We start from the raw sequence: 20,314 nt of genomic DNA, 5'->3' as shown, positions 1-20,314 counted from the left end.
CATGTAAATAAGGAGGACCATTTATGGAGGATGCAGTTAACGAGTACCTATTATCATTTATTGATCCGAAAGATAAATTAATTCTTGAAATGGAAGAATATGCAACAGAAAATCATGTGCCGATTATGGATCGACTTGGAATGGAATTTATGCTGCAATTTTTACGTTTAATTGGACCGAAAAGCATTTTAGAACTTGGAACAGCAATCGGTTATTCTAGTATTCGTATGATGCAAGCTATTCCAAATTCACGTATTGTGACAGTTGAGCGCAATCGTGAGCGATATGAAAAAGCACTTGAATATATAGAACGTTCCCCAGTAACAGATCGTATTTCAGTTATTTACGGTGATGCGTTAGAGACAGGTGAACAAGTAAAAGAACACGGGACATTTGACGTTATTTTTATTGATGCAGCAAAAGGACAGTATCGTCGCTTTTTTGACTTATATGAACCGTTATTAAATCCTGGTGGAGTAATTATTTCAGATAATGTTATGTACCACGGTCTTGTAACGACAAAAGAGAAAATTGAAAACAGACGTACACGTGGTTTAATCCGTCGTATTAAGACGTACAATGAGTGGCTTATGAATCATGAAGGATATGATACAACGATTTTCCCAATTGGTGATGGAGTAGCTGTTAGTAAAAAGAGAGGGTGACCAAAGTATGAAGAAAACTGAATTGTTAGTAACGCCAAGAGCGGTGGCGGATATCGAACCTCTTGCGAAAGCAGGAGCAGATGCGGTAATGATCGGTGAGCAAAAGTTTGGTTTACGTTTAGCAGGGGAGTTTTCACGTGAAGATGTAAAACAAACTGTGAAGATTGCACATGAAAATGGTGTGAAAGTATACGTAGCCATGAACGCTATGTTCCACAACGATAAAGTAGAAGAATTAACAGATTACGTTTCATTTTTAAACGAAGTAAATGTAGATGCAATTGTTTTCGGAGATCCAGCGGTATTAATGGCTGTTCGCGAAGTAGCACCAAATATGCAGTTGCACTGGAATACAGAAACGACAGCAACAAACTGGTTCACTTGTAACTACTGGGGACAAAGAGGAGCGAAGCGCGCTGTATTAGCTCGTGAGCTGAGCTTAGATGAAATTGTTGATTTAAAAGAAAATGCTGAAGTGGAACTAGAAGTACAAATTCACGGTATGACTTGTATGTTCCAATCGAAGCGTTCATTAGTAGGAAACTACTTTGAGTATCAAGGACGTAATCTTGACATTGAAAAGAAAAAATATGAAGAGAATATGTTCTTATATGACCCAGAGCGTAACAATAAATATCCAATTTATGAAGATGAAAATGGTACTCACATTATGAGTCCGAACGATATTTGTTTCATCGATGAATTAGAGGAACTAATCGAAGCTGAAGTTGATAGCTTAAAAATCGACGGTGTACTAAAAAGCTCTGAATACATTATTGAAGTAACGAAGAAATATCGTCAAGCGATTGATTTATGCGTAGAAGATCGTGATGCATATTATGACGTGAAAGATGATCTATATAAAGAAATAGAAGAAATGCAACCAGTAAATCGTCCGTTAGATACAGGATTCTTCTTTAAAGAAACGGTTTACTAAACGAGGAGGGTGTAGGAAATGACTGTACAAGAAATTTCACGAGTGATCGATGGCAAACGTGTTATTGTGAAGAAACCTGAACTGTTAATCCCTGCGGGTAACTTAGAAAAATTAAAAGTAGCTATCCATTACGGGGCAGATGCTGTATATTTAGGTGGACAAGAATTTGGTCTTCGTTCGAATGCAGGTAACTTTACGCTAGAAGAAATGGCAGAAGGCGTTGAGTTTGCAAAGAAGTATGGAGCAAAAATATACGTAACAACAAATATCTTTGCACATAATGAAAATATGGACGGGCTAGAGGAATATTTAAAAGGGATTGAAAAAGCTGGCGTAACGGGAATTATCGTTGCTGATCCGCTTATCATTGAGACTTGTAAACGCGTAGCGCCTTCTGTTGAGGTGCATTTAAGCACACAGCAATCACTATCCAACTGGAAAGCAGCACAGTATTGGAAAGAAGAAGGTTTACATCGTCTTGTATTAGCTCGTGAAGCAAGCTATGAAGAAATGAAAGAAATTAAAGAAAAAGTGGATATTGAAATTGAAGCATTCGTACATGGTGCAATGTGTATCGCATATTCAGGAAGATGCACATTAAGTAACCATATGACAGCGCGTGATTCTAATCGTGGTGGTTGTTGCCAATCTTGCCGCTGGGATTATGATTTAGTTCAAACAGTATCACAACATAAAGATGCAAAAGAGCTTCCTCTATTCCAAGAAGGAGATGCTCACTTTGCGATGAGTCCAAAAGATTTAAATTTAATTTTATCAATTCCGAAAATGATTGAAATCGGAATCGATAGCTTAAAGGTAGAAGGACGTATGAAATCAATCCATTACGTAGCGACTGTAGCAACTGTATATCGTAAAGTAATTGATGCTTATTGTGCGGATCCAGATAACTTTGAGTTTAAACAAGAATGGTTAGATGAGCTTGATAAATGTGCAAATCGTGATACAGCTCCTGCATTCTTTGAAGGGGTTCCAGGACATCAAGAGCAAATGTTTGGAAATCATAGTAAGAAAACAACGTATGATTTTGCTGGTTTAGTGTTAGATTATAATGAAGAAACGGGCATCGTAACGATTGAGCAACGTAATCATTTCAAACCAGGACATGAAGTGGAGTTCTTTGGACCAGAAATAGAAAACTTTACGCAAACGGTGGAGAAAATTTGGGATGAGGATGGAAACGAATTAGATGCAGCGAGACATCCGTTGCAAATCGTGAAATTCAAAGTGGATCAACGAGTGTATGTGAATAATATGATGCGCAAAAGCATACTTCAATAAGAAAGAGTGATAGTCGAATGGGGACGAATAAGCCTGTTGTAATTGGAATTGCTGGTGGTTCGGGATCAGGTAAAACGAGTGTAACGAAAGCGATTTTTGACCATTTTAAAGGTCATTCTATTTTAATCTTAGAGCAAGATTATTATTACAAAGATCAAAGCCATTTACCAATGGAAGAGCGTTTAAAAACAAATTATGATCATCCGCTTGCGTTTGATAATGATCTGTTAATTGAACATTTGCAGCAGTTGCTTGCATATGAGCAAATTGATAAGCCTGTATATGACTATACATTGCATACGCGTTCAGAAGAAATTATTCCAGTTGAGCCGAAAGATGTAATTATTTTAGAAGGAATTCTTATTTTAGAAGACCCACGTCTTTGCGAGTTAATGGACATTAAATTATTCGTTGATACGGATGCTGACCTTCGTATTCTGCGTCGCATGCAGCGTGATATTAAAGAGCGCGGTCGTACGATGGATTCAGTTATTGATCAGTACGTAAATGTTGTACGTCCAATGCACAATCAATTTATTGAGCCTTCTAAGAAATTTGCGGATATTATTATCCCTGAAGGTGGACAAAACCACGTTGCAATTGATATTATGGTGACAAAAATTGCAACAATTCTTGAACAAAAAGTAAATTTGTAATAGCATAGTAAAAGATATACGGTAGGAAGGGATTTTTTCCCTTCCTATCGAATACAATGAAACATGCAACCTCATCTATATATAGGTGAGGGCATATTTATATCAACTTTCCATACATATCTTCTTTATATAAAGAAGAATTGGAAATACGGGGTTGTATGTGACAACTCCGCTAGTGCAAGGGTACTAGAAACCTCCGCTAACAATGGAAGCGGAGGAGTTTTCATATGGAACTCCTCTTTTTTTCGGGGGATTGGTATATAAAAGGAGTGGAAAATATGTCAACAGAAAAAACATACCCTATGACGCAAGAGGGTAAGCAAAAACTAGAGAACGAACTTGAGCAATTAAAAACAGTAAGACGTAAAGAAGTAGTAGAACGTATTAAAATCGCACGTAGCTTCGGGGACCTTTCTGAGAACTCTGAGTACGATGCAGCGAAAGATGAGCAAGCGTTCGTAGAAGGACGTATTACACAATTAGAAAATATGATTCGTAATGCAGTTATCATTAAAGATACTGGCGAAGTATCAACTGTTGTTACATTAGGTAAAACAGTAACATTTAAAGAATTACCAAACGGAGATGAAGAAGCGTACACAATCGTAGGTAGCGCGGAAGCTGATCCATTCGAAGGAAGAATTTCTAACGATTCTCCAATCGCAAAAAGCTTATTAGGTAAGCAAATTGGTGAGAAAGTAACAATCCAAACACCAGGTGGAGAAATGCAAGTAGAGATTGTCTCTGTAAAATAAAAAAAAAGATTCTCCTATCGGGAGAATCTTTTTTTTTTATCCCGCTATTTGCCAGGCAGTAAGACCACTATCTCAAAATTCAGCGGAAGCAGAGAAGTTAAGTGGGTGTTGGGCTGCTCGTAAACGCCCGATTGGTGAGGGGTGATTAAACTTTCACTTTATCTGTAGAATAGAAAAATTTGTGTAAACCTGGGAGTGATTCGACAAAAAATGTCAAAAAAACATTTTAAACTTTGATATCATAATTGGAGAATATAGGTTTCAAAAGGGAAAAGGGGCTAATTATGAAACATAAAATCTTTACAGGGTTGGTTTGTAGTATCTCCATATTAGGACTTGCTGCCTGCGGAACGAAAGAGGAAACTACATCATCAAAGGGAGAAAAAGTGAAGCAAGAAGAAAAACAGGATATTAAAGCAACGGAGAGTTCAAAAGCCTTAGCAAATCCACAAGATAAAAAGGAATTCAATAATTTTGATGTAGCGTATCAATTAGCTATTGTGATGAAAATATTTCAAGATGTAACGATTAAGTACGATTATGCGATTGGGAATCCAGATTATTTATTGCGAGATTCGATGGATCAAAAAACAATAGATGATATGAAGAATATGTTACAAGAACAGGCGAAGAATAATGATAAAATTTTAAAAGATGAAGTGAATCAAGCATATACATATTTAAAACAATCGAAAGTAAGTAATAAAGATGACGTTCAAAAAATAATAGATGCACAAAATAATTATTTACATATTGTAGATAAGATGATTACTTGTATTGATTCTGTAACAGTTGAGAATGCAAAAGAAAAAAGAAATGAAATGGATAATTTCAGTAAGGACTATTTAAAAGTAGCGGCTAATGTAACAACTACTGTAATTGAAGTTGCTAAAAACACTGGAGTGAGTGAAACTGAATTTAAATCGCTTCTTACGAAATTTTTAGAGAAGCCAAAAAAACAATAATAGCTTTATATAATATCTATTTTTGTTTTGGAGCTTGTATAAATAAAATAGTACCTCGTCTAAACTACAATAGACGAGGTGTTTTTTATGAAAATAAAATGGAGAATTACAATTGTTTTAATTTGTTTTATGAGCGTTATGTTTTTATTGCTTTGTCGTTTAATCCAAATTCAAATTATAGATACAGAATCATTTACTGATCGCAAAATAAATTTAATTGAAAAAAGTGTTACGCAACGCACACAATCCATTACAGTAGACGATGGACGTGGGCAGTTTATAGATCGTAATGGTAAAGAAATAGGTGAGGAAAAATATCCTGTTTTAATTATTTTTCCATTTTTACAAATAAAAAATGACATGTTAGAGAAAATCGCGCATATCATTGGTGTGTCGAGACAAGAGATTAGAAGACAAATGAAAAATAACAAAAATGCATTTACCCTACAAGGAGAAACTGCTCCATTTCGAGTGACACGAGAGCAGATGGAGAAGGTAAATGAATTACATGTATTAGGTATTGTAGCAGCTGAAGTGCGATTAAAACAAACTGGAGAAATCAGTCATTTAATTGGTGATGTAGGGGAGAACGAAAGGGAATTTCAAAATCGATATGGAGAATTGAAAAAAATTTCAAAACAAACGCCGATAGGTATTTCAGGATTACAGCAATCATTTGATGAATTTCTATTGACTGATGGAGAGGCAAAAGTATTATATCAAGTAGATCGGCAAGGAGAACCAATTTTCGGAAAGCAAGCGAAATACACTTCACCAGGAAATCCGTTTTATCCAGTTAGGGTTCAAACTACTTTACATAAAGAGTTGCAGCAAAAAGCAGAAGAAGTGATTGAAGCAAATGAAATAAAGAAGGGGGGATTAGTATTACTTGATGTAAAGACAAATGAAATATTAGCGATGGTTAGTAAGCCGTCTTTACAAGTAAGGGATGAGAATTTATATAAAACTACACTTGAAAATCAAATGTTAACGCCACATTTTCCAGGCTCTGTTTTTAAAACAGTAGTTGCAGCTGCAGTCATTGATCAAAAAGTAAATTTGTTTAATCGGACATTTAACTGTAATAAAGATTTATATGGTGAAAACGACCCGCAAGTTAGGATGGGTACACTTAACTTTAAAGAGAGCTTTGCTAGGAGCTGTAACAGAACATTTTCCGAGTTAGGTAACGAGCTATTACAAAAGGATAGGACGGTGTTAGAAACATACGTAGCAGCTCTAGGAGCAAATGAAAAGGTTGGATGGAAAGGTTCTGTATTTCATACACCTCATTTTGAGCAAATGTCAGAAGAGAAAGGCACTACTATTTGGGGGAATGAAGAAAATAAAAGTAATAAAAAAGCGGTAGAACAAACAGCGATTGGACAGAAAGATGTACGTATATCACCTCTAGCAATTGCCAATATGATGGCGACGATTGCGAGGAATGGAGAAAAGATGGAAGTGAAAGCTGTTGAAAAAATAGTATATAAAAATGGAGCGGATTTTTTTACATTTGAGAGCCATACGTTAAATGGAAAACAGCTTTCGTATGAAACAGTGAAAACATTACAAGAGTTATTAAGAGGCGTTGTAACAAGGGAGAAAGGAACAGGAACGGCATTCCGTTCGTTGCCACTAAGTGTCGCTGGAAAATCCGGGACAGCGCAAACGGGGAAAGGGACGAGGGTGAATCGCTGGTTTGCAGGTTATTTTCCGTATGAGAATCCAAGATATGCTTTAGTTGTTGTTGATCTAGAGACTGATAGCAAAGTGAATAAAGTTACACCTATTTTTAAAGATATGGTGGGAGCAATCTATCAATTGGAGAATGAAAAGTAATCTTGCAATTTATAGTGAAATGTCTTCATTTCATGAAAATATCATTGTAAATGTTCAACCTTTCTAGATTTAATGTTACAATAGCAATTAGGAAAAACTGCATGGAGGTTTGGAGAATGGCAGGAGGATCAAGATTCCAACAGAAACAACAAAAACGTCGTCAAAACGGTGTTTTAAATATTGCAATCGCTATTGTATTACTATTAGTAGCTATTGTAGCATATCAATTGTTCGTTCCTAGTACGAAAGAGCAAGCATCTTCTACTGATAAGAAAGTCTCTCAACAAACAACAAAGAATGAGAAAGCTGGAAAATCAGAAGATAAAGAATCTGCTAAGAAAAAAGAAAAAGAACAAGAGCAAGCAGAAGCTAAGAAAAAAGCTGAAGAAGAGAAGCTAAAGGCTGAAGAAGAACAGAAAAAAGCTGAAGAAGAAGCGAAAGCTAACGAGAAAGTATCAGCTGAAAAAACTGTATCTAAGGCAAAAGAGGCTTACACAAAACCTTCTTGGAAAGCTGTAGGAACAGAACAAGGTTCATCACCGGCGATGACGTTTAAACAAGGGTCATCAGATTGGAATGAGATGCAAAGTGCAATTGCTGCAGGTGTTGAGATACCGAAAGAGCAATTAGTATTCCATTTTGTTGGAAGAGACAAAACTGGAAAGAGCAAAGCTTATGGTGATGTTCAAGATAAGCAAAGTGGGAAAAGATATTACGTAAATATTGATTGGGTAGACAATGAGGGCTGGAAACCAGTACTTGTTCAAACTCTAAACTAAAAAAGAGAAGCTCCTTAGGAGCTTCTCTTTTTTGTTAACGCAATTTCTTTAATTTAAAATGAACAACCGCGCTATAATACGGTCTTTTGCTTTCAGGATCCATAACCATTTGATGAGAGATGTGATGAACTTCAAGCATAAGCGCTTTATTATTATCGATTTGTTCACTAATTTTTCGTTCTAAAGAAGCTAAGTCTCCCGCTTCAAAAAACTCTACTTTATCTTCTAACATTTCAAAGGTAAATGACATGAAGACGGCCCCTCTCCTATGTAATCAACTATAGTGTAACAAAGAAAAGAAGGAAATACCATGTACATTTCAATTGACATTTTTAGAAAGAGGGAATATCATACTGATAAAACCGATAAGAAAAAGGGGAATTTTTATGGGTACAGAATTTAATGGTTTATTTGATGAGTGGGCTCATACGTACGACTCATTTGTACAAGGCGAAGATATACAATATAAAGAAGTTTTCGCCCATTATGAGGACATTCTAGAGGATGTAGTTAACAAGTCATTTGGTAATGTATTAGAATTTGGTGTCGGTACAGGTAATTTAACAAATAAATTATTACTTGCTGGCCGCACAGTTTACGGTATAGAACCGTCGCGTGAAATGCGCATGATTGCAAAAGAGAAATTGCCAAAAGAATTTTCAATTACAGAGGGTGATTTTCTTTCGTTTGAAGTTCCAAATTCAATTGATACCATTGTAAGCACCTATGCATTTCATCATTTAACAGATGATGAAAAAAATGTAGCGATTGCGAAGTATAGTCAATTGCTAAACAAAGGTGGTAAAATAGTGTTTGCTGATACGATATTTGCAGATCAAGATGCATATGATAAAACTGTTGAAACAGCACAAGAAAGAGGTTTCCACCAGTTAGCAAACGATTTGCAAACGGAATACTATACACGTATTCCAGTTATGCAGACTATTTTTGAAAACAATGGCTTCCATGTAACATTCACGAGATTAAATCATTTCGTTTGGGTAATGGAGGCAACTAAGCAATAGAAAGAGGGATTAGATTGAGAATTGCTGTAATTGGAGCAATGGAAGAAGAAGTACGTATTTTACGTGACAAATTAGAACAAGCAGAAACAGAAACGGTTGCTGGTTGTGAATTTACGAAAGGGCTATTAGCAGGGCATGAAGTAATCTTGTTAAAGTCTGGTATTGGTAAAGTAAACGCAGCGATGTCAACGACAATTTTATTAGAAAAATATAAGCCTGAAAAAGTAATTAATACTGGTTCAGCTGGTGGATTCCATCATTCTCTAAACGTTGGTGATGTAGTTATTTCCACTGAAGTTCGTCACCATGACGTAGATGTAACAGCATTTAACTATGAATATGGTCAAGTACCAGGAATGCCGCCTGGATTTAAAGCTGATGAGGCGTTAGTTGCATTAGCTGAGAAATGTATGCAGGCTGAAGAAAATATTCAAGTTGTAAAAGGTATGATTGCAACAGGTGATTCATTTATGAGTGATCCGAACCGCGTTGCAGCCATCCGTGATAAATTTGAAAATCTTTATGCGGTAGAAATGGAAGCAGCAGCTGTTGCACAAGTATGCCACCAATATGAAATTCCGTTTGTTATCATTCGCGCACTTTCTGATATTGCTGGTAAAGAATCAAATGTTTCATTTGATCAGTTTTTAGATCAAGCAGCTCTTCATTCTACAAACTTTATCGTAAAAGTGTTAGAAGAGTTAAAGTAATGTAACAAAAAGGCAACTGTCTCATATAAAGAAAATACATACAGTTGCCTTTTCTTTATTGGCAAACAAGGGGGAGAACACGATGAATGTATATCGTGGAGTTCATGAGTTAATTGGTCATACACCAATTGTAGAAATTACTCGTTTTTCACTTCCAACAGGGGTCCGTTTATTTGCAAAGCTTGAATTTTATAATCCAGGCGGAAGCGTTAAGGATCGTTTAGGAAGAGAATTAATCGAAGATGCGCTAGAAAAAGGGCTTGTTACCCAGGGTGGAACAATTATTGAACCGACTGCTGGGAATACTGGTATTGGACTGGCACTTGCAGCATTAGAACATGATTTACGTGTTATTGTTTGTGTACCAGAGAAATTTAGTATTGAAAAACAAGAATTAATGAAAGCACTAGGTGCAACTGTCGTGCATACACCGACTGAGCAAGGAATGACCGGTGCAATTGCCAAAGCAAAAGAGTTAGTAAATGAAATACCGAATTCATACTCTCCAAGTCAGTTCGCAAATGAGGCAAATCCTCGTGCATATTTTAAAACATTAGGACCTGAACTGTGGGACGCATTGAATGGAGAGATTAACATATTTGTTGCTGGAGCAGGAACTGGCGGTACATTTATGGGGACTGCATCTTATTTGAAAGAAAAAAATATAGATATTAAAACAGTTATCGTAGAGCCAGAAGGATCTATTTTAAATGGTGGTAAGGCTGGTTCACATGAGACCGAAGGAATTGGACTGGAATTTATCCCGCCATTTTTGAAGACATCTTATTTTGATGAAATTCATACGATTTCTGATCGAAATGCATTTTTACGAGTGAAAGAATTAGCGCAAAAAGAAGGACTTCTCGTTGGGAGCTCTTCAGGAGCAGCATTTCATGCGAGCTTACTTGAGGCAGAGAAGGCAGCACCAGGTACAAATATTGTAACCATTTTTCCTGATAGCAGTGAGCGCTATTTAAGTAAAGACATATACAAAGGATGGGAATAAAAAATGAGAGCAAAGACAAAGTTAATTCATGGTATTCGCATAGGAGAACCTTCAACTGGATCTGTAAACGTACCGATTTATCAAACAAGTACGTACAAACAAGAAGCAGTTGGTAAGCATCAAGGATATGAATATTCACGTACAGGTAACCCAACACGTGCAGCTTTAGAAGAAATGATTGCTGTATTAGAAAATGGGCATGCTGGATTTGCATTTGGTTCAGGAATGGCTGCTATTACAGCGACAATTATGTTGTTCTCAAAAGGTGACCACGTTATTTTAACAGATGATGTTTATGGCGGAACATACCGCGTTATTACAAAAGTATTAAACCGTTTCGGTATTGAGCATACATTTGTAGATACAACAAACTTAGAGGAAGTTAAAGAAGCGATTCGTCCAAATACGAAAGCAATTTATGTGGAAACACCAACGAACCCACTACTAAAAATTACTGATATTAAGAAAATATCTACTCTTGCTAAAGAGAAAGACTTATTAACAATTATTGATAACACATTCATGACGCCATATTGGCAGTCGCCGATTTCTTTAGGAGCAGATATTGTGCTTCATAGTGCAACGAAATATTTAGGAGGTCATAGTGACGTAGTTGCAGGTCTAGTAGTTGTAAATAGCCCACAACTAGCAGAAGATCTTCACTTTGTACAAAACTCAACAGGAGGTATTCTTGGGCCGCAAGATAGCTTCTTACTACTTCGTGGTTTAAAAACATTAGGAATTCGTATGGAAGAACATGAAACGAATTCACGCGCTATTGCTGAGTTCTTAAATAATCATCCAAAAGTAAATAAAGTATATTACCCAGGTCTTGAATCACATCAAAACCACGAATTAGCAACAGAACAAGCAAATGGATTTGGTGCTATTATCTCATTTGATGTAGATAGTGAAGAGACATTAAATAAAGTACTTGAGAAATTGCAGTACTTTACACTTGCTGAAAGTTTAGGAGCAGTAGAAAGTTTAATTTCTATTCCATCTCAAATGACACATGCATCAATCCCAGCTGATCGCCGCAAAGAATTAGGAATTACAGATACATTAATTCGTATTTCTGTCGGTATTGAAGATGGTGAAGATTTAATTGAAGATTTAGCACAAGCGCTAGCATAATAAAAAAACGCACTGCTAATATAGAGCAGTGCGTTTTTTTATTACATCATTTTGTGAAATATTTCACAAAATAGACATACACAATCGAAATGATTTCATGTATATTGAATTCAGGAAATGTTACTCACGAACAAACTTGTGAAACATTTCACAAACAATGAAATTCATGTAGGAAAGCATCTCTATTTTTTTATGTTAATTGGGACTTATTTTGACCTATAGGGACATATAAGGACCGTGATAGTAGAATAGGAGGAAATTTACATGGTAGTCAAAGAGAAAGTTGTAAATGAAATGCAGGAAGTAAAAAAGATGATTGATATGCTAGTAAATAATGGTCAACAAGCTTTACAAGCATTAGAAAGTTTTACACAAGAGGAAATTGACAACATTGTTCATGAAATGGCATTAGCAGGTGTTGATCAACATATGCCGCTAGCAAAATTGGCAGTTGAAGAAACTGGCCGTGGTGTATATGAAGACAAATGCATTAAAAATGTTTTTGCCACTGAATATATTTGGCATAGTATAAAGCAAGATAAAACGGTAGGAATTATTCACGAAGATTCTCATGAAGAAATAATAGAAATCGCGGAACCTGTCGGTGTAGTAGCTGGGGTAACGCCAGTAACGAATCCAACGTCGACAACAATGTTTAAAGCGTTAATTGCGATAAAAACAAGAAATCCAATTATTTTCGCATTTCATCCTTCCGCACAAAAATGTTCTGTGGCAGCGGCGAAAACAGTATATGATGCAGCGATGAAAGCTGGTGCACCAAAACACTGTATTCAATGGATTGAAAGACCGTCTGTTGAAGCGACGAAACAATTAATGAACCATGATGGTGTAGCACTCGTTCTAGCAACTGGAGGCGCTGGTATGGTGAAATCAGCTTACTCTACTGGAAAACCAGCGTTAGGTGTTGGGCCTGGTAATGTACCGTGTTATATAGAAAAATCAGCACATGTAAAACGAGCTGTTAATGATTTAATTTTATCGAAAACATTTGATAACGGTATGATTTGTGCATCGGAACAAGCAATCATTGTCGATAAAGAAATCTATGATGATGTTAAAACAGAAATGATTGAAAACAATTGTTACTTTGTAACAGAAGAAGAAAGAAAAAAATTAGAAAAGCTTGTTATAAATGAAAATACATGTGCTGTAAATAGTGATATTGTAGGGAAATCAGCACAGTATATTGCCAATTTAGTTGGGATTACTGTTCCTGAACATACAAAAATGCTTGTAGCTGAAATTCAAGGTATCGGAGCAGCATATCCGTTATCTCGTGAGAAACTGAGTCCAGTATTAGCTTGTGTGAAGGCGAATTCATTAGAAGAAGGATTTACATATTGCGAAGAAATGTTGAACCTAGGTGGTTTAGGACATTCAGCAGTTATCCATTCTACAAATAAAGATGTGCAAAAGCAATTTGGGTTACGTATGAAAGCTTGCCGTCTCATTGTAAATGCACCTTCATCACAAGGTGGAATAGGGGATATATATAATGGATTTATTCCATCACTTACACTTGGTTGTGGTTCATACGGAAAGAATTCAGTTTCCCAAAATGTAACAGCCACTCATTTATTAAATATAAAAAGGCTGGCAAATAGAAAAAAGAATATGCAGTGGTTCAAATTGCCACCAAAAATTTATTTTGAAAAACATGCTACAGCTTATTTAGCAAATATGCCTAACATTTCACGTGCATTTATTGTAACGGATCCTGGAATGGTTGAACATGGCTATGTCGATACAGTCGCGCACTATTTAAACAAGCATGCAAATGATGTGAAAGTTGAAGTTTTCTTTGAGGTCGAACCAGATCCATCAGATGAAACTGTTTTTAAAGGTGCGGAAATGATGAGAAGCTTTAAGCCAGATGTAATTATCGCACTTGGTGGTGGTTCAGCTATGGATGCAGCAAAAGGAATGTGGTTATTCTATGAGCATCCAGAAACGACATTCTATGGCATTAAACAGAAGTTTTTAGATATAAGAAAACGTACATGTAAATATCCGGAATTAGGAAATAAGGCGCAGTTTGTTGCGATTCCAACGACATCAGGAACGGGATCAGAAGTGACACCATTTGCGGTTATTACCGATAAGAAAAATAATATAAAGTATCCGCTTGCAGATTATGAATTAACACCAGATGTAGCAATTGTTGATCCGCAATTTGTAATGACAGTACCACCACATGTAACAGCAGATACTGGTATGGATGTTTTAACACATGCAATTGAGGCGTATGTGTCTGTTATGGCAAATGACTATACAGATGGATTAGCATTAAAAGCTATTGATCTCGTATTCAAATATTTACCGAGAGCATATAAAGATGGAAATGATGAAGAAGCAAGAGAAAAAATGCATAACGCTTCTGCAATTGCAGGTATGGCATTTGCAAATGCTTTCCTCGGTATTAATCACAGCTTAGCACATAAAATTGGACCAGAATTCCATATTCCGCACGGACGCGCAAATGCCATTCTAATGCCGCATGTAGTCCGCTATAATGCTATTAAGCCAAGAAAACACGCATTGTTCCCAAAATATGAGCACTTTGTGGCAGATGAAAGATATGCACATATAGCGAGAATGCTCGGGCTTCCAGCAAGCTCGGCAGCAGAAGGGGTGGAATCACTCGTCAAAGCAATTATTGAGCTTGGAAAAAGCTTAAATATTAATATGAGTATTGCAGGACAAGGAGTAGATAAAGAGCAATTTGAAGAGGTTGTTGGAGTATTAGCAGAAAGAGCTTTTGAAGATCAATGTACAACTGCTAATCCAAAGTTGCCACTTATTTCAGAACTGAAAGAAATTTATATGGAAGCATATAAAGGTGAATAATGATTACAAAAGAGCCGCAGTAAAGCGGCTCTTTTTTTATTGGAAAACATCTCCCAGAATGGCTGTATTTACTGGTCTTTCAGTTTCATAGAATATGATACAGTGAAATGGAGGAGTGAGAATATAATGAAAGAATTAAAAGGAAAAATAGAAGACTATACTCGGTTCGGACAAATTCTTCTCGCTGTAAGTACATTGTTAATGGTTGGCTTGTTGATTCCGAATGGAGCAAAAGAGACAATTCAATTTTTTGTTATGATGGGGAGCATCGTTATATTTTTAAGTTTATCGTTCTTTTTCTTTCAGCGTGTGAAAGTGATGCGTGACCAGCTAGAGGAAAATGAATGTGAATAATATTGTTAAGTAGAGCGCGGCGAAAAGAAAAAATCTTTTTGTCACGCTTTTTGTTTTTTGTAGAAAAATGTATGCGTTTCGTGTTGACAATGATAATCCTTATCAATTAAAGTAGAATAGTAGTTAATGATTATCATTATCAATTAGAGGTGAAGGAATGAAAAAATCTATTACGCTATTTACAGCGATTTTATCTATTTTTTTCTTGTTAATAGGTTGCAGTGCCAAAGGGGACGAAAAAGCGTCTGCAACCAAAACAGAAAAAGGAAAAGAGAAAATCGAAATTACTGACCTATCAGGAAGAAAGGTAACATTCGATAAAGTGCCAGAAAATTTTGCAACATTAAGTATGGGGGACATGGATATTATTCATGCTTTAGGTGGAAAAATAGTAGGTCGCCCGGATACGAAATTAACTCTTCCAGAGGAGTTAAAGAAAGCACAAGTAATTGGGAATGCACATCAACCGAATTTTGAGCAAATTGCTAGTTTAAAGCCCGATGTACTTGTTGCTAACAATGGATTCCAAAAGAATGTGCCAACGGTTGAAGGACAAGGAACGCAAGTTATCATTTCTTCTGCGAATTCTGTACAAGATATTCAAAAGAATATTGAATTATATGGAACGGTAATGAAGAAAGAAGATAAAGCAAAAGAAATTAATCAAAAAATGAATGATCAAATGAAGAAATATGAGAAAAAGAGCGATGTGAAAGCATTGCTAGTGTATGGCGCACCAGGTACTTATTTAGCGGCATTACCAACATCTTTATCAGGTGATATTTTAGAAAAAACAGGCGGAAAAAATATTGCTTCTGATTTTCCAGAAACGAAAGAATATCCGCAATATGCACAGCTAAGTGTAGAACGTATTATTGAGGCGAATCCAGATGTGATTTATTTAATTACACACGGAGATCCAAAAAGTGTGAAAAAAGCATTCGAAGGCGAAATGATGAAAAATGAAGCGTGGAAAAATTTAGAGGCAGTAAAACAAAACCGCGTAGTTATTTTGCCACCTGATTTATTTGGATCTAATCCTGGTACAAAAGTTACAGAAGCAATGGATTTTATGTATAAAAGTATACAAGATGTAAGGAAATGATACGTATGGAAAGTAGTGAAGTAGTAAGAGAAAAGGAACATCCTTTTGCGAAAAAAAGATGGATAATAGCAGTTACTTTAGTTGTATTAACAATCCTAGGTCTCTTGTACGGTCTTTTCGCAGGAAGTTTATCCTTTTCTATACGAGATATTTTAACAGGTATACAAGAGGAAGGTTCGACAGTTCATCGAATTGTATGGGATCTTCGCATACCGAGAGTGCTTATTGGGTTTATAGTAGGAACGTGTTTAGCTGCATCTGGTACACTGCTACAAGGGGTTATGAGAAACCCTCTTGCAGATCCTGGTATTATCGGAGTTTCATCTGGAGCAGGCCTTGTAGCAATTGTCATCATGATTTTATTCCCACAGCATCTAGCTTTTTTACCACTAGGGGCGTTTTTAGGAGCTTTCATAACAGCGATGGTTATTTATGCTTTATCATGGCAAAAAGGGGCACCACCTTCAAGAATCGTCTTAGTAGGGGTGTCGATCAATGCATTAATTGGTGCAGCAACGTCAGCATTAATGTTATTACATAGTGACAAAGTACAATCGGTGTTACCGTGGTTAGCGGGCGGTATTGGTGGTGTAAGTTGGGCACATTTAAACATGATTATTTATTATGCAATATTCGCCATTATATTAGCTTTCTTTGGTATTAAGCATATTCGAGTGTTAATGCTTGGAGATGAAATGGCAAAGTTATTAGGACATAATGTGGAAAAAAGTCGGTTTTATTTAATCGTAGTAAGTACATTATTAGCTGGAATTGCAGTAAGTGTGTCTGGTCTTATTGGATTTGTCGGTCTTGTCGTACCACATATGCTACGTTTATTAGTTGGAAATGATTATAGATATTTGCTACCTTTATCATGCCTTGGCGGCGGGGTATTACTTGTTTTTGCGGATGCAATAGCTCGAAGTTGGTTTGACCCAATCGAATTGCCTGTTGGTATTTTACTGTCCTTCTTAGGTGGTCCGTTCTTCTTATATTTAATTCATAGAGGAGGAAAACAAAGTGATTTCCGTTAACAAAGTGTTTTACGCACACTCTGAAAGATTTCAAATGCAAAATATGAATGTACATATTAAGGCTGGAGAAATCGTTAGTTTAATTGGTCCGAATGGATCGGGAAAATCTACTTTGCTTCGTTTAATAGCAAGGCTACTGAAACAAAGCGAAGGGGACATCATTTTAGATGGGAAAAATATTCATATGATGAAGAGTGCTGATGTAGCGAAGCAATTAGCAATGTTACCACAAATGCATGATCATCAATTAGATTTAACAGTGAAAGAACTAATTGAGTTCGGAAGAGGTCCACATAAATCATGGAGTAGCCGCTTAAATAAAGAAGATGAAGAAATTGTTGATTGGGCATTGTCTGTTACAAATCTTGAAGGGTATGAATATCGTCTTTTACATTCTTTATCAGGAGGGGAACGGCAACGTGCTTGGATTGCGATGACGTTAGCGCAACGTACAAATGTCTTATTATTGGATGAACCAACAACCTTTTTAGATATCGTTCACCAGTTGGAAGTAATGGAACTTGTGAAACGATTAAATGAGGAGTTTGGAATGACAATTATAATGGTTTTACATGACATTAACCAAGCTGCTCAATATAGCGATCGTTTACTTGTATTAAAGCGAGGAAAGATTCAGTATGATGGTATACCAGAAGAAGTACTATGCCATGAAATGTTTCAACATGTATTTGGCATAGATGTAGATATTTTTCAAGGAAGTGACAAGCCTTTTTTTACACCGAAACGAATTTCTAAAAGGGGAGAAGAGCGATGCAAACAGAAGAGCGTATTACCACGGAATTAGTAAGAGAATTTGTTATGGCAGCTCACGGGGATTTAGAGAAAGTACAAGAGCTATTGGTTGAATCACCAAGCTTACTTCACGCCTCTTATAATTGGGGTGGATCAGATTGGGAAAGTGCGTTAGGCGCATCGGCACATGTAGGTCGTAAAGATATTGCTCTTTATTTACTAGAAAAGGGTGCTCGGATGGATATTTTTGCAGCAGCTATGCTTGGTGAATTAGAAGTTGTACAAGCTATTTTAGTAGCTCAACCAGAAGCATTGCGTGCATCTGGCCCTCATGGTATTTCTCTTCTTCAACATGCACGAATGGGTGGAGAGAAATCTAAGCGTGTATATGATTATTTAGCAATACTATCTTAATGAACGAAGGAAGTTCTTATGTGCGGTAAACTTTTCACTTGAAACAATTGGAAAGTTTACCGCCCGTTAGAACGGGATAAGTATCTAGTATATTTGAAAATCCTACACCCCCCTCAATTGTAGTTTTCTTTATGCTAGTTATGATATGGATGCAGTGGACAATATTTGTCTACTGCTTTTTTTAGTTATTTAGAATGAATATTCTGTATTTTATCGTTGGTTCATTTATCCCGCTATTTTCCAGGCAGTAAGACTCTCGCCTAAAAATTCAGTTAAAGAAAAGAAGTTAGACGGGAGATCCACTGCCCGTAAACGTCGGATTGGTAAAGGCTAATAATCATTGGGGTGAACAAAATTCCCCACTGATTAAAGTTTCACTTTATAATAAATAGTAACATACCGTATACATACAAAACATGATCGTGAAATGAAGAATAAATTAGTGGAAAGGAGTGCCAGCATGTTTCATACAGAACGTTTACAAATTCGCAAATATACAATGGATGATTTACAGTTCTACGCTTCACTATGGGGGAACGAGAAGGTAATGCGTTATATTGGAAATGGGACATTAAAAACATATATGCAGTGTAAAAAAAGTCTGGAGGAATGGGTGATTCCTAGCTATAAAAACGGTCTCGGTTTATTTGTATTGATTGAAAAGGAAACGGGAACAAGAATTGGTCATGCAGGGCTGGTAAAGCAGAAAATAGATGGAAAAGAGGAAATTGAAATTGGTTATTGGTTACTTCCTCAGTATTGGGGAAAAGGGTATGCAAAAGAAGCGGCGGCAGCATTTCGTGACTATGGTTTCCAAGCATTACGAATGAATAAATTAATTTCTCTTATTAATCCGAATCATCCCGCCTCAATATTTGTTGCTAGAAAAACTGGGCTCAGCTACGAGAAAACAACGTCATTTCATGGAATCGATGCTCTAGTTTATTCTATTAAGCGTGTTGGATGAAAAAATTACTTTTTTAAAGGTAAATTGCATTTTTTGAAGAATGGTATATGAAAATAAAGGGAGGGGTTACATGTACATTTATCATAATGGACTTATTATTCGTGAGGGAACGAGTAGTGTACCAGCATATGCAATTAAAGCTTTATTTGAAGATGCCGGTTGGAGTAATGATAATATCCCTTCTTGGCAAATTGAAAAATTTACGATAGCATTCGAAAATTCAACATGGGCTTTCACAATTTGGGATGAGGAAGAGATGATTGCGATGGTTAGAGTCATTTCTGATGGAATTATGATTGCGAACATAGTAAATTTAGTTGTGAAGTGTGAATATAGAGGGAAGGGATTAGGTAAGAAGCTTGTAGCTCTTTGCCTGCAAAAACTTCCCCACGGTGATTGGTTTGCGCATACATCAGCGAACAATTTTGATTTTTATAGAAGCTGTGGATTTGAAGTTAGAGAGCTATCGAGAAATGGAACATGTGCGTATTATGGATATCAAGTCGCAAAAAGAGATGGTCACCGATAAATGAATGGAAAGTAAAAAAGTATAGCGAGGTAATTTTGAGACTTTTGATAATAGAGAATGGATTGAGGCTCGTTTTATGATAAAATAAAAGAAAATTCTGTTTATTATTAGGGGGATAAAAATGAGTGTAAAAGCTGGGGATGTATTTAAATATGAAAGAAGATTTACTGAGGAAGAAGTTTTTGAATTTGCAAATATTACAGGTGATAAAGGTAGACACCATGTGGAATACGATGAAAATGGAAGATTAATGGTTCATGGTTTATTGACTGCTAGCATTGGGACGAAAGTGGGAGAAGAGTTACATTACATAGCAAGAGAATTAGTAAGTGAGTTTATTAGACCAGTTTTCACAGGAGATACGATCACTTGTGAACTAACTTTAACAAATGTTGAGCAAATGGAAGGCTATAAAAAAGTTTCAATCGAGTCAGTTTATCGCAATCAGCATGAGAAGACTGTACTAGTTGGGACAAGTTATGGAATTATAAGGGGATAAAAAGAAGCCTGTTTA

Annotated in this window: 22 protein-coding genes; 21 read left to right on the top strand and 1 reads right to left on the bottom strand. The window is 36.3% G+C overall.

Annotation, left to right across the window (positions count from 1 at the left end; all coding sequences use genetic code 11):
- Positions 1–23: 23 nt before the first annotated feature.
- From V7S45_RS21495 to V7S45_RS21460, 8 genes are all read left to right on the top strand, one after another.
- The gene (locus V7S45_RS21495; protein WP_000389102.1) at positions 24–665 is read left to right on the top strand and encodes an O-methyltransferase; all 642 of its coding nucleotides are present in this window, start codon (positions 24–26) and stop codon (positions 663–665) included.
- Positions 666–672: 7 nt separating this feature from the next.
- Entirely contained in the window at positions 673–1,602 is a 930-nt protein-coding gene (locus V7S45_RS21490; protein WP_025686953.1) for a peptidase U32 family protein, read from the top strand.
- A gap of 18 nt (positions 1,603–1,620) precedes the next feature.
- Entirely contained in the window at positions 1,621–2,901 is a 1,281-nt protein-coding gene (locus tag V7S45_RS21485; RefSeq protein ID WP_000217974.1) for a U32 family peptidase, read from the top strand.
- Between the two features lie 17 nt (positions 2,902–2,918).
- Complete coding sequence (gene udk / locus V7S45_RS21480) at positions 2,919–3,557, top strand: uridine kinase (protein WP_000537078.1); 639 nt, start codon at positions 2,919–2,921, stop codon at positions 3,555–3,557.
- A gap of 278 nt (positions 3,558–3,835) precedes the next feature.
- On the top strand, positions 3,836–4,312 hold the full coding sequence (gene greA / locus V7S45_RS21475; RefSeq protein ID WP_000102591.1) for a transcription elongation factor GreA: 477 nt from the start codon (positions 3,836–3,838) through the stop codon (positions 4,310–4,312).
- Between the two features lie 284 nt (positions 4,313–4,596).
- Positions 4,597–5,277, top strand: coding sequence for a hypothetical protein (locus V7S45_RS21470; RefSeq protein ID WP_025686954.1), 681 nt, complete (start codon positions 4,597–4,599; stop codon positions 5,275–5,277).
- A gap of 87 nt (positions 5,278–5,364) precedes the next feature.
- A complete protein-coding gene (locus V7S45_RS21465; protein ID WP_025686955.1) occupies positions 5,365–7,119 on the top strand; it encodes a penicillin-binding transpeptidase domain-containing protein in 1,755 nt (584 codons plus the stop codon).
- A 116-nt stretch (positions 7,120–7,235) separates the two neighbouring features.
- Positions 7,236–7,898: a YrrS family protein gene (locus V7S45_RS21460; RefSeq protein ID WP_000897098.1), complete on the top strand. Its 663-nt coding sequence runs from the start codon at positions 7,236–7,238 to the stop codon at positions 7,896–7,898.
- 34 nt (positions 7,899–7,932) lie between these two features.
- On the opposite strand, the gene V7S45_RS21455 is transcribed toward V7S45_RS21460, so the two are convergent.
- Entirely contained in the window at positions 7,933–8,148 is a 216-nt protein-coding gene (locus V7S45_RS21455; RefSeq protein WP_000010984.1) for a YrzA family protein, read from the bottom strand.
- A gap of 136 nt (positions 8,149–8,284) precedes the next feature.
- On the opposite strand from V7S45_RS21455, the gene V7S45_RS21450 reads away from it, so the two are divergent.
- From V7S45_RS21450 to V7S45_RS21390, 13 genes are all read left to right on the top strand, one after another.
- Entirely contained in the window at positions 8,285–8,923 is a 639-nt protein-coding gene (locus V7S45_RS21450; protein ID WP_000536321.1) for a class I SAM-dependent methyltransferase, read from the top strand.
- Positions 8,924–8,937: 14 nt separating this feature from the next.
- On the top strand, positions 8,938–9,633 hold the full coding sequence (mtnN, locus tag V7S45_RS21445; RefSeq protein ID WP_001217024.1) for a 5'-methylthioadenosine/S-adenosylhomocysteine nucleosidase: 696 nt from the start codon (positions 8,938–8,940) through the stop codon (positions 9,631–9,633).
- 82 nt (positions 9,634–9,715) lie between these two features.
- Complete coding sequence (locus tag V7S45_RS21440) at positions 9,716–10,639, top strand: O-acetylserine dependent cystathionine beta-synthase (protein WP_001103883.1); 924 nt, start codon at positions 9,716–9,718, stop codon at positions 10,637–10,639.
- Between the two features lie 3 nt (positions 10,640–10,642).
- Positions 10,643–11,776 (top strand): bifunctional cystathionine gamma-lyase/homocysteine desulfhydrase, encoded by a 1,134-nt coding sequence (locus V7S45_RS21435; protein ID WP_001201917.1) that lies wholly within the window; start codon positions 10,643–10,645, stop codon positions 11,774–11,776.
- A 264-nt stretch (positions 11,777–12,040) separates the two neighbouring features.
- On the top strand, positions 12,041–14,644 hold the full coding sequence (gene adhE / locus V7S45_RS21430) for a bifunctional acetaldehyde-CoA/alcohol dehydrogenase (RefSeq protein WP_089607640.1): 2,604 nt from the start codon (positions 12,041–12,043) through the stop codon (positions 14,642–14,644).
- A 126-nt stretch (positions 14,645–14,770) separates the two neighbouring features.
- Positions 14,771–14,998: a YrhC family protein gene (locus V7S45_RS21425; protein ID WP_000661263.1), complete on the top strand. Its 228-nt coding sequence runs from the start codon at positions 14,771–14,773 to the stop codon at positions 14,996–14,998.
- Between the two features lie 157 nt (positions 14,999–15,155).
- On the top strand, positions 15,156–16,103 hold the full coding sequence (locus tag V7S45_RS21420; protein WP_000748452.1) for an ABC transporter substrate-binding protein: 948 nt from the start codon (positions 15,156–15,158) through the stop codon (positions 16,101–16,103).
- A 5-nt stretch (positions 16,104–16,108) separates the two neighbouring features.
- Entirely contained in the window at positions 16,109–17,137 is a 1,029-nt protein-coding gene (locus tag V7S45_RS21415) for an iron ABC transporter permease (RefSeq protein ID WP_002024813.1), read from the top strand.
- On the top strand, positions 17,124–17,942 hold the full coding sequence (locus V7S45_RS21410) for an ABC transporter ATP-binding protein (RefSeq protein WP_006926759.1): 819 nt from the start codon (positions 17,124–17,126) through the stop codon (positions 17,940–17,942). Before V7S45_RS21415 ends, V7S45_RS21410 begins: the two co-directional genes overlap by 14 nt.
- Positions 17,909–18,304 carry an ankyrin repeat domain-containing protein gene (locus V7S45_RS21405; RefSeq protein ID WP_001192766.1) on the top strand — a complete coding sequence of 132 codons (396 nt, stop codon included), beginning with the start codon at positions 17,909–17,911 and terminating at the stop codon, positions 18,302–18,304. Before V7S45_RS21410 ends, V7S45_RS21405 begins: the two co-directional genes overlap by 34 nt.
- A gap of 427 nt (positions 18,305–18,731) precedes the next feature.
- Entirely contained in the window at positions 18,732–19,271 is a 540-nt protein-coding gene (locus V7S45_RS21400) for a GNAT family N-acetyltransferase (protein WP_004408018.1), read from the top strand.
- 70 nt (positions 19,272–19,341) lie between these two features.
- A complete protein-coding gene (locus V7S45_RS21395) occupies positions 19,342–19,800 on the top strand; it encodes a GNAT family N-acetyltransferase (protein ID WP_000276126.1) in 459 nt (152 codons plus the stop codon).
- A 121-nt stretch (positions 19,801–19,921) separates the two neighbouring features.
- On the top strand, positions 19,922–20,299 hold the full coding sequence (locus V7S45_RS21390; RefSeq protein ID WP_000111564.1) for a MaoC/PaaZ C-terminal domain-containing protein: 378 nt from the start codon (positions 19,922–19,924) through the stop codon (positions 20,297–20,299).
- Positions 20,300–20,314 lie beyond the last annotated feature (15 nt).

Origin of the sequence: Bacillus sp. BR3(2024), from assembly GCF_039134555.1 — a bacterium.
GTDB classification, from domain to species: domain Bacteria; phylum Bacillota; class Bacilli; order Bacillales; family Bacillaceae_G; genus Bacillus_A; species Bacillus_A cereus.
The sequence above is the reverse complement of the archived record's forward strand: the minus strand, read 5'-3'. Positions and strand labels throughout refer to the sequence as shown.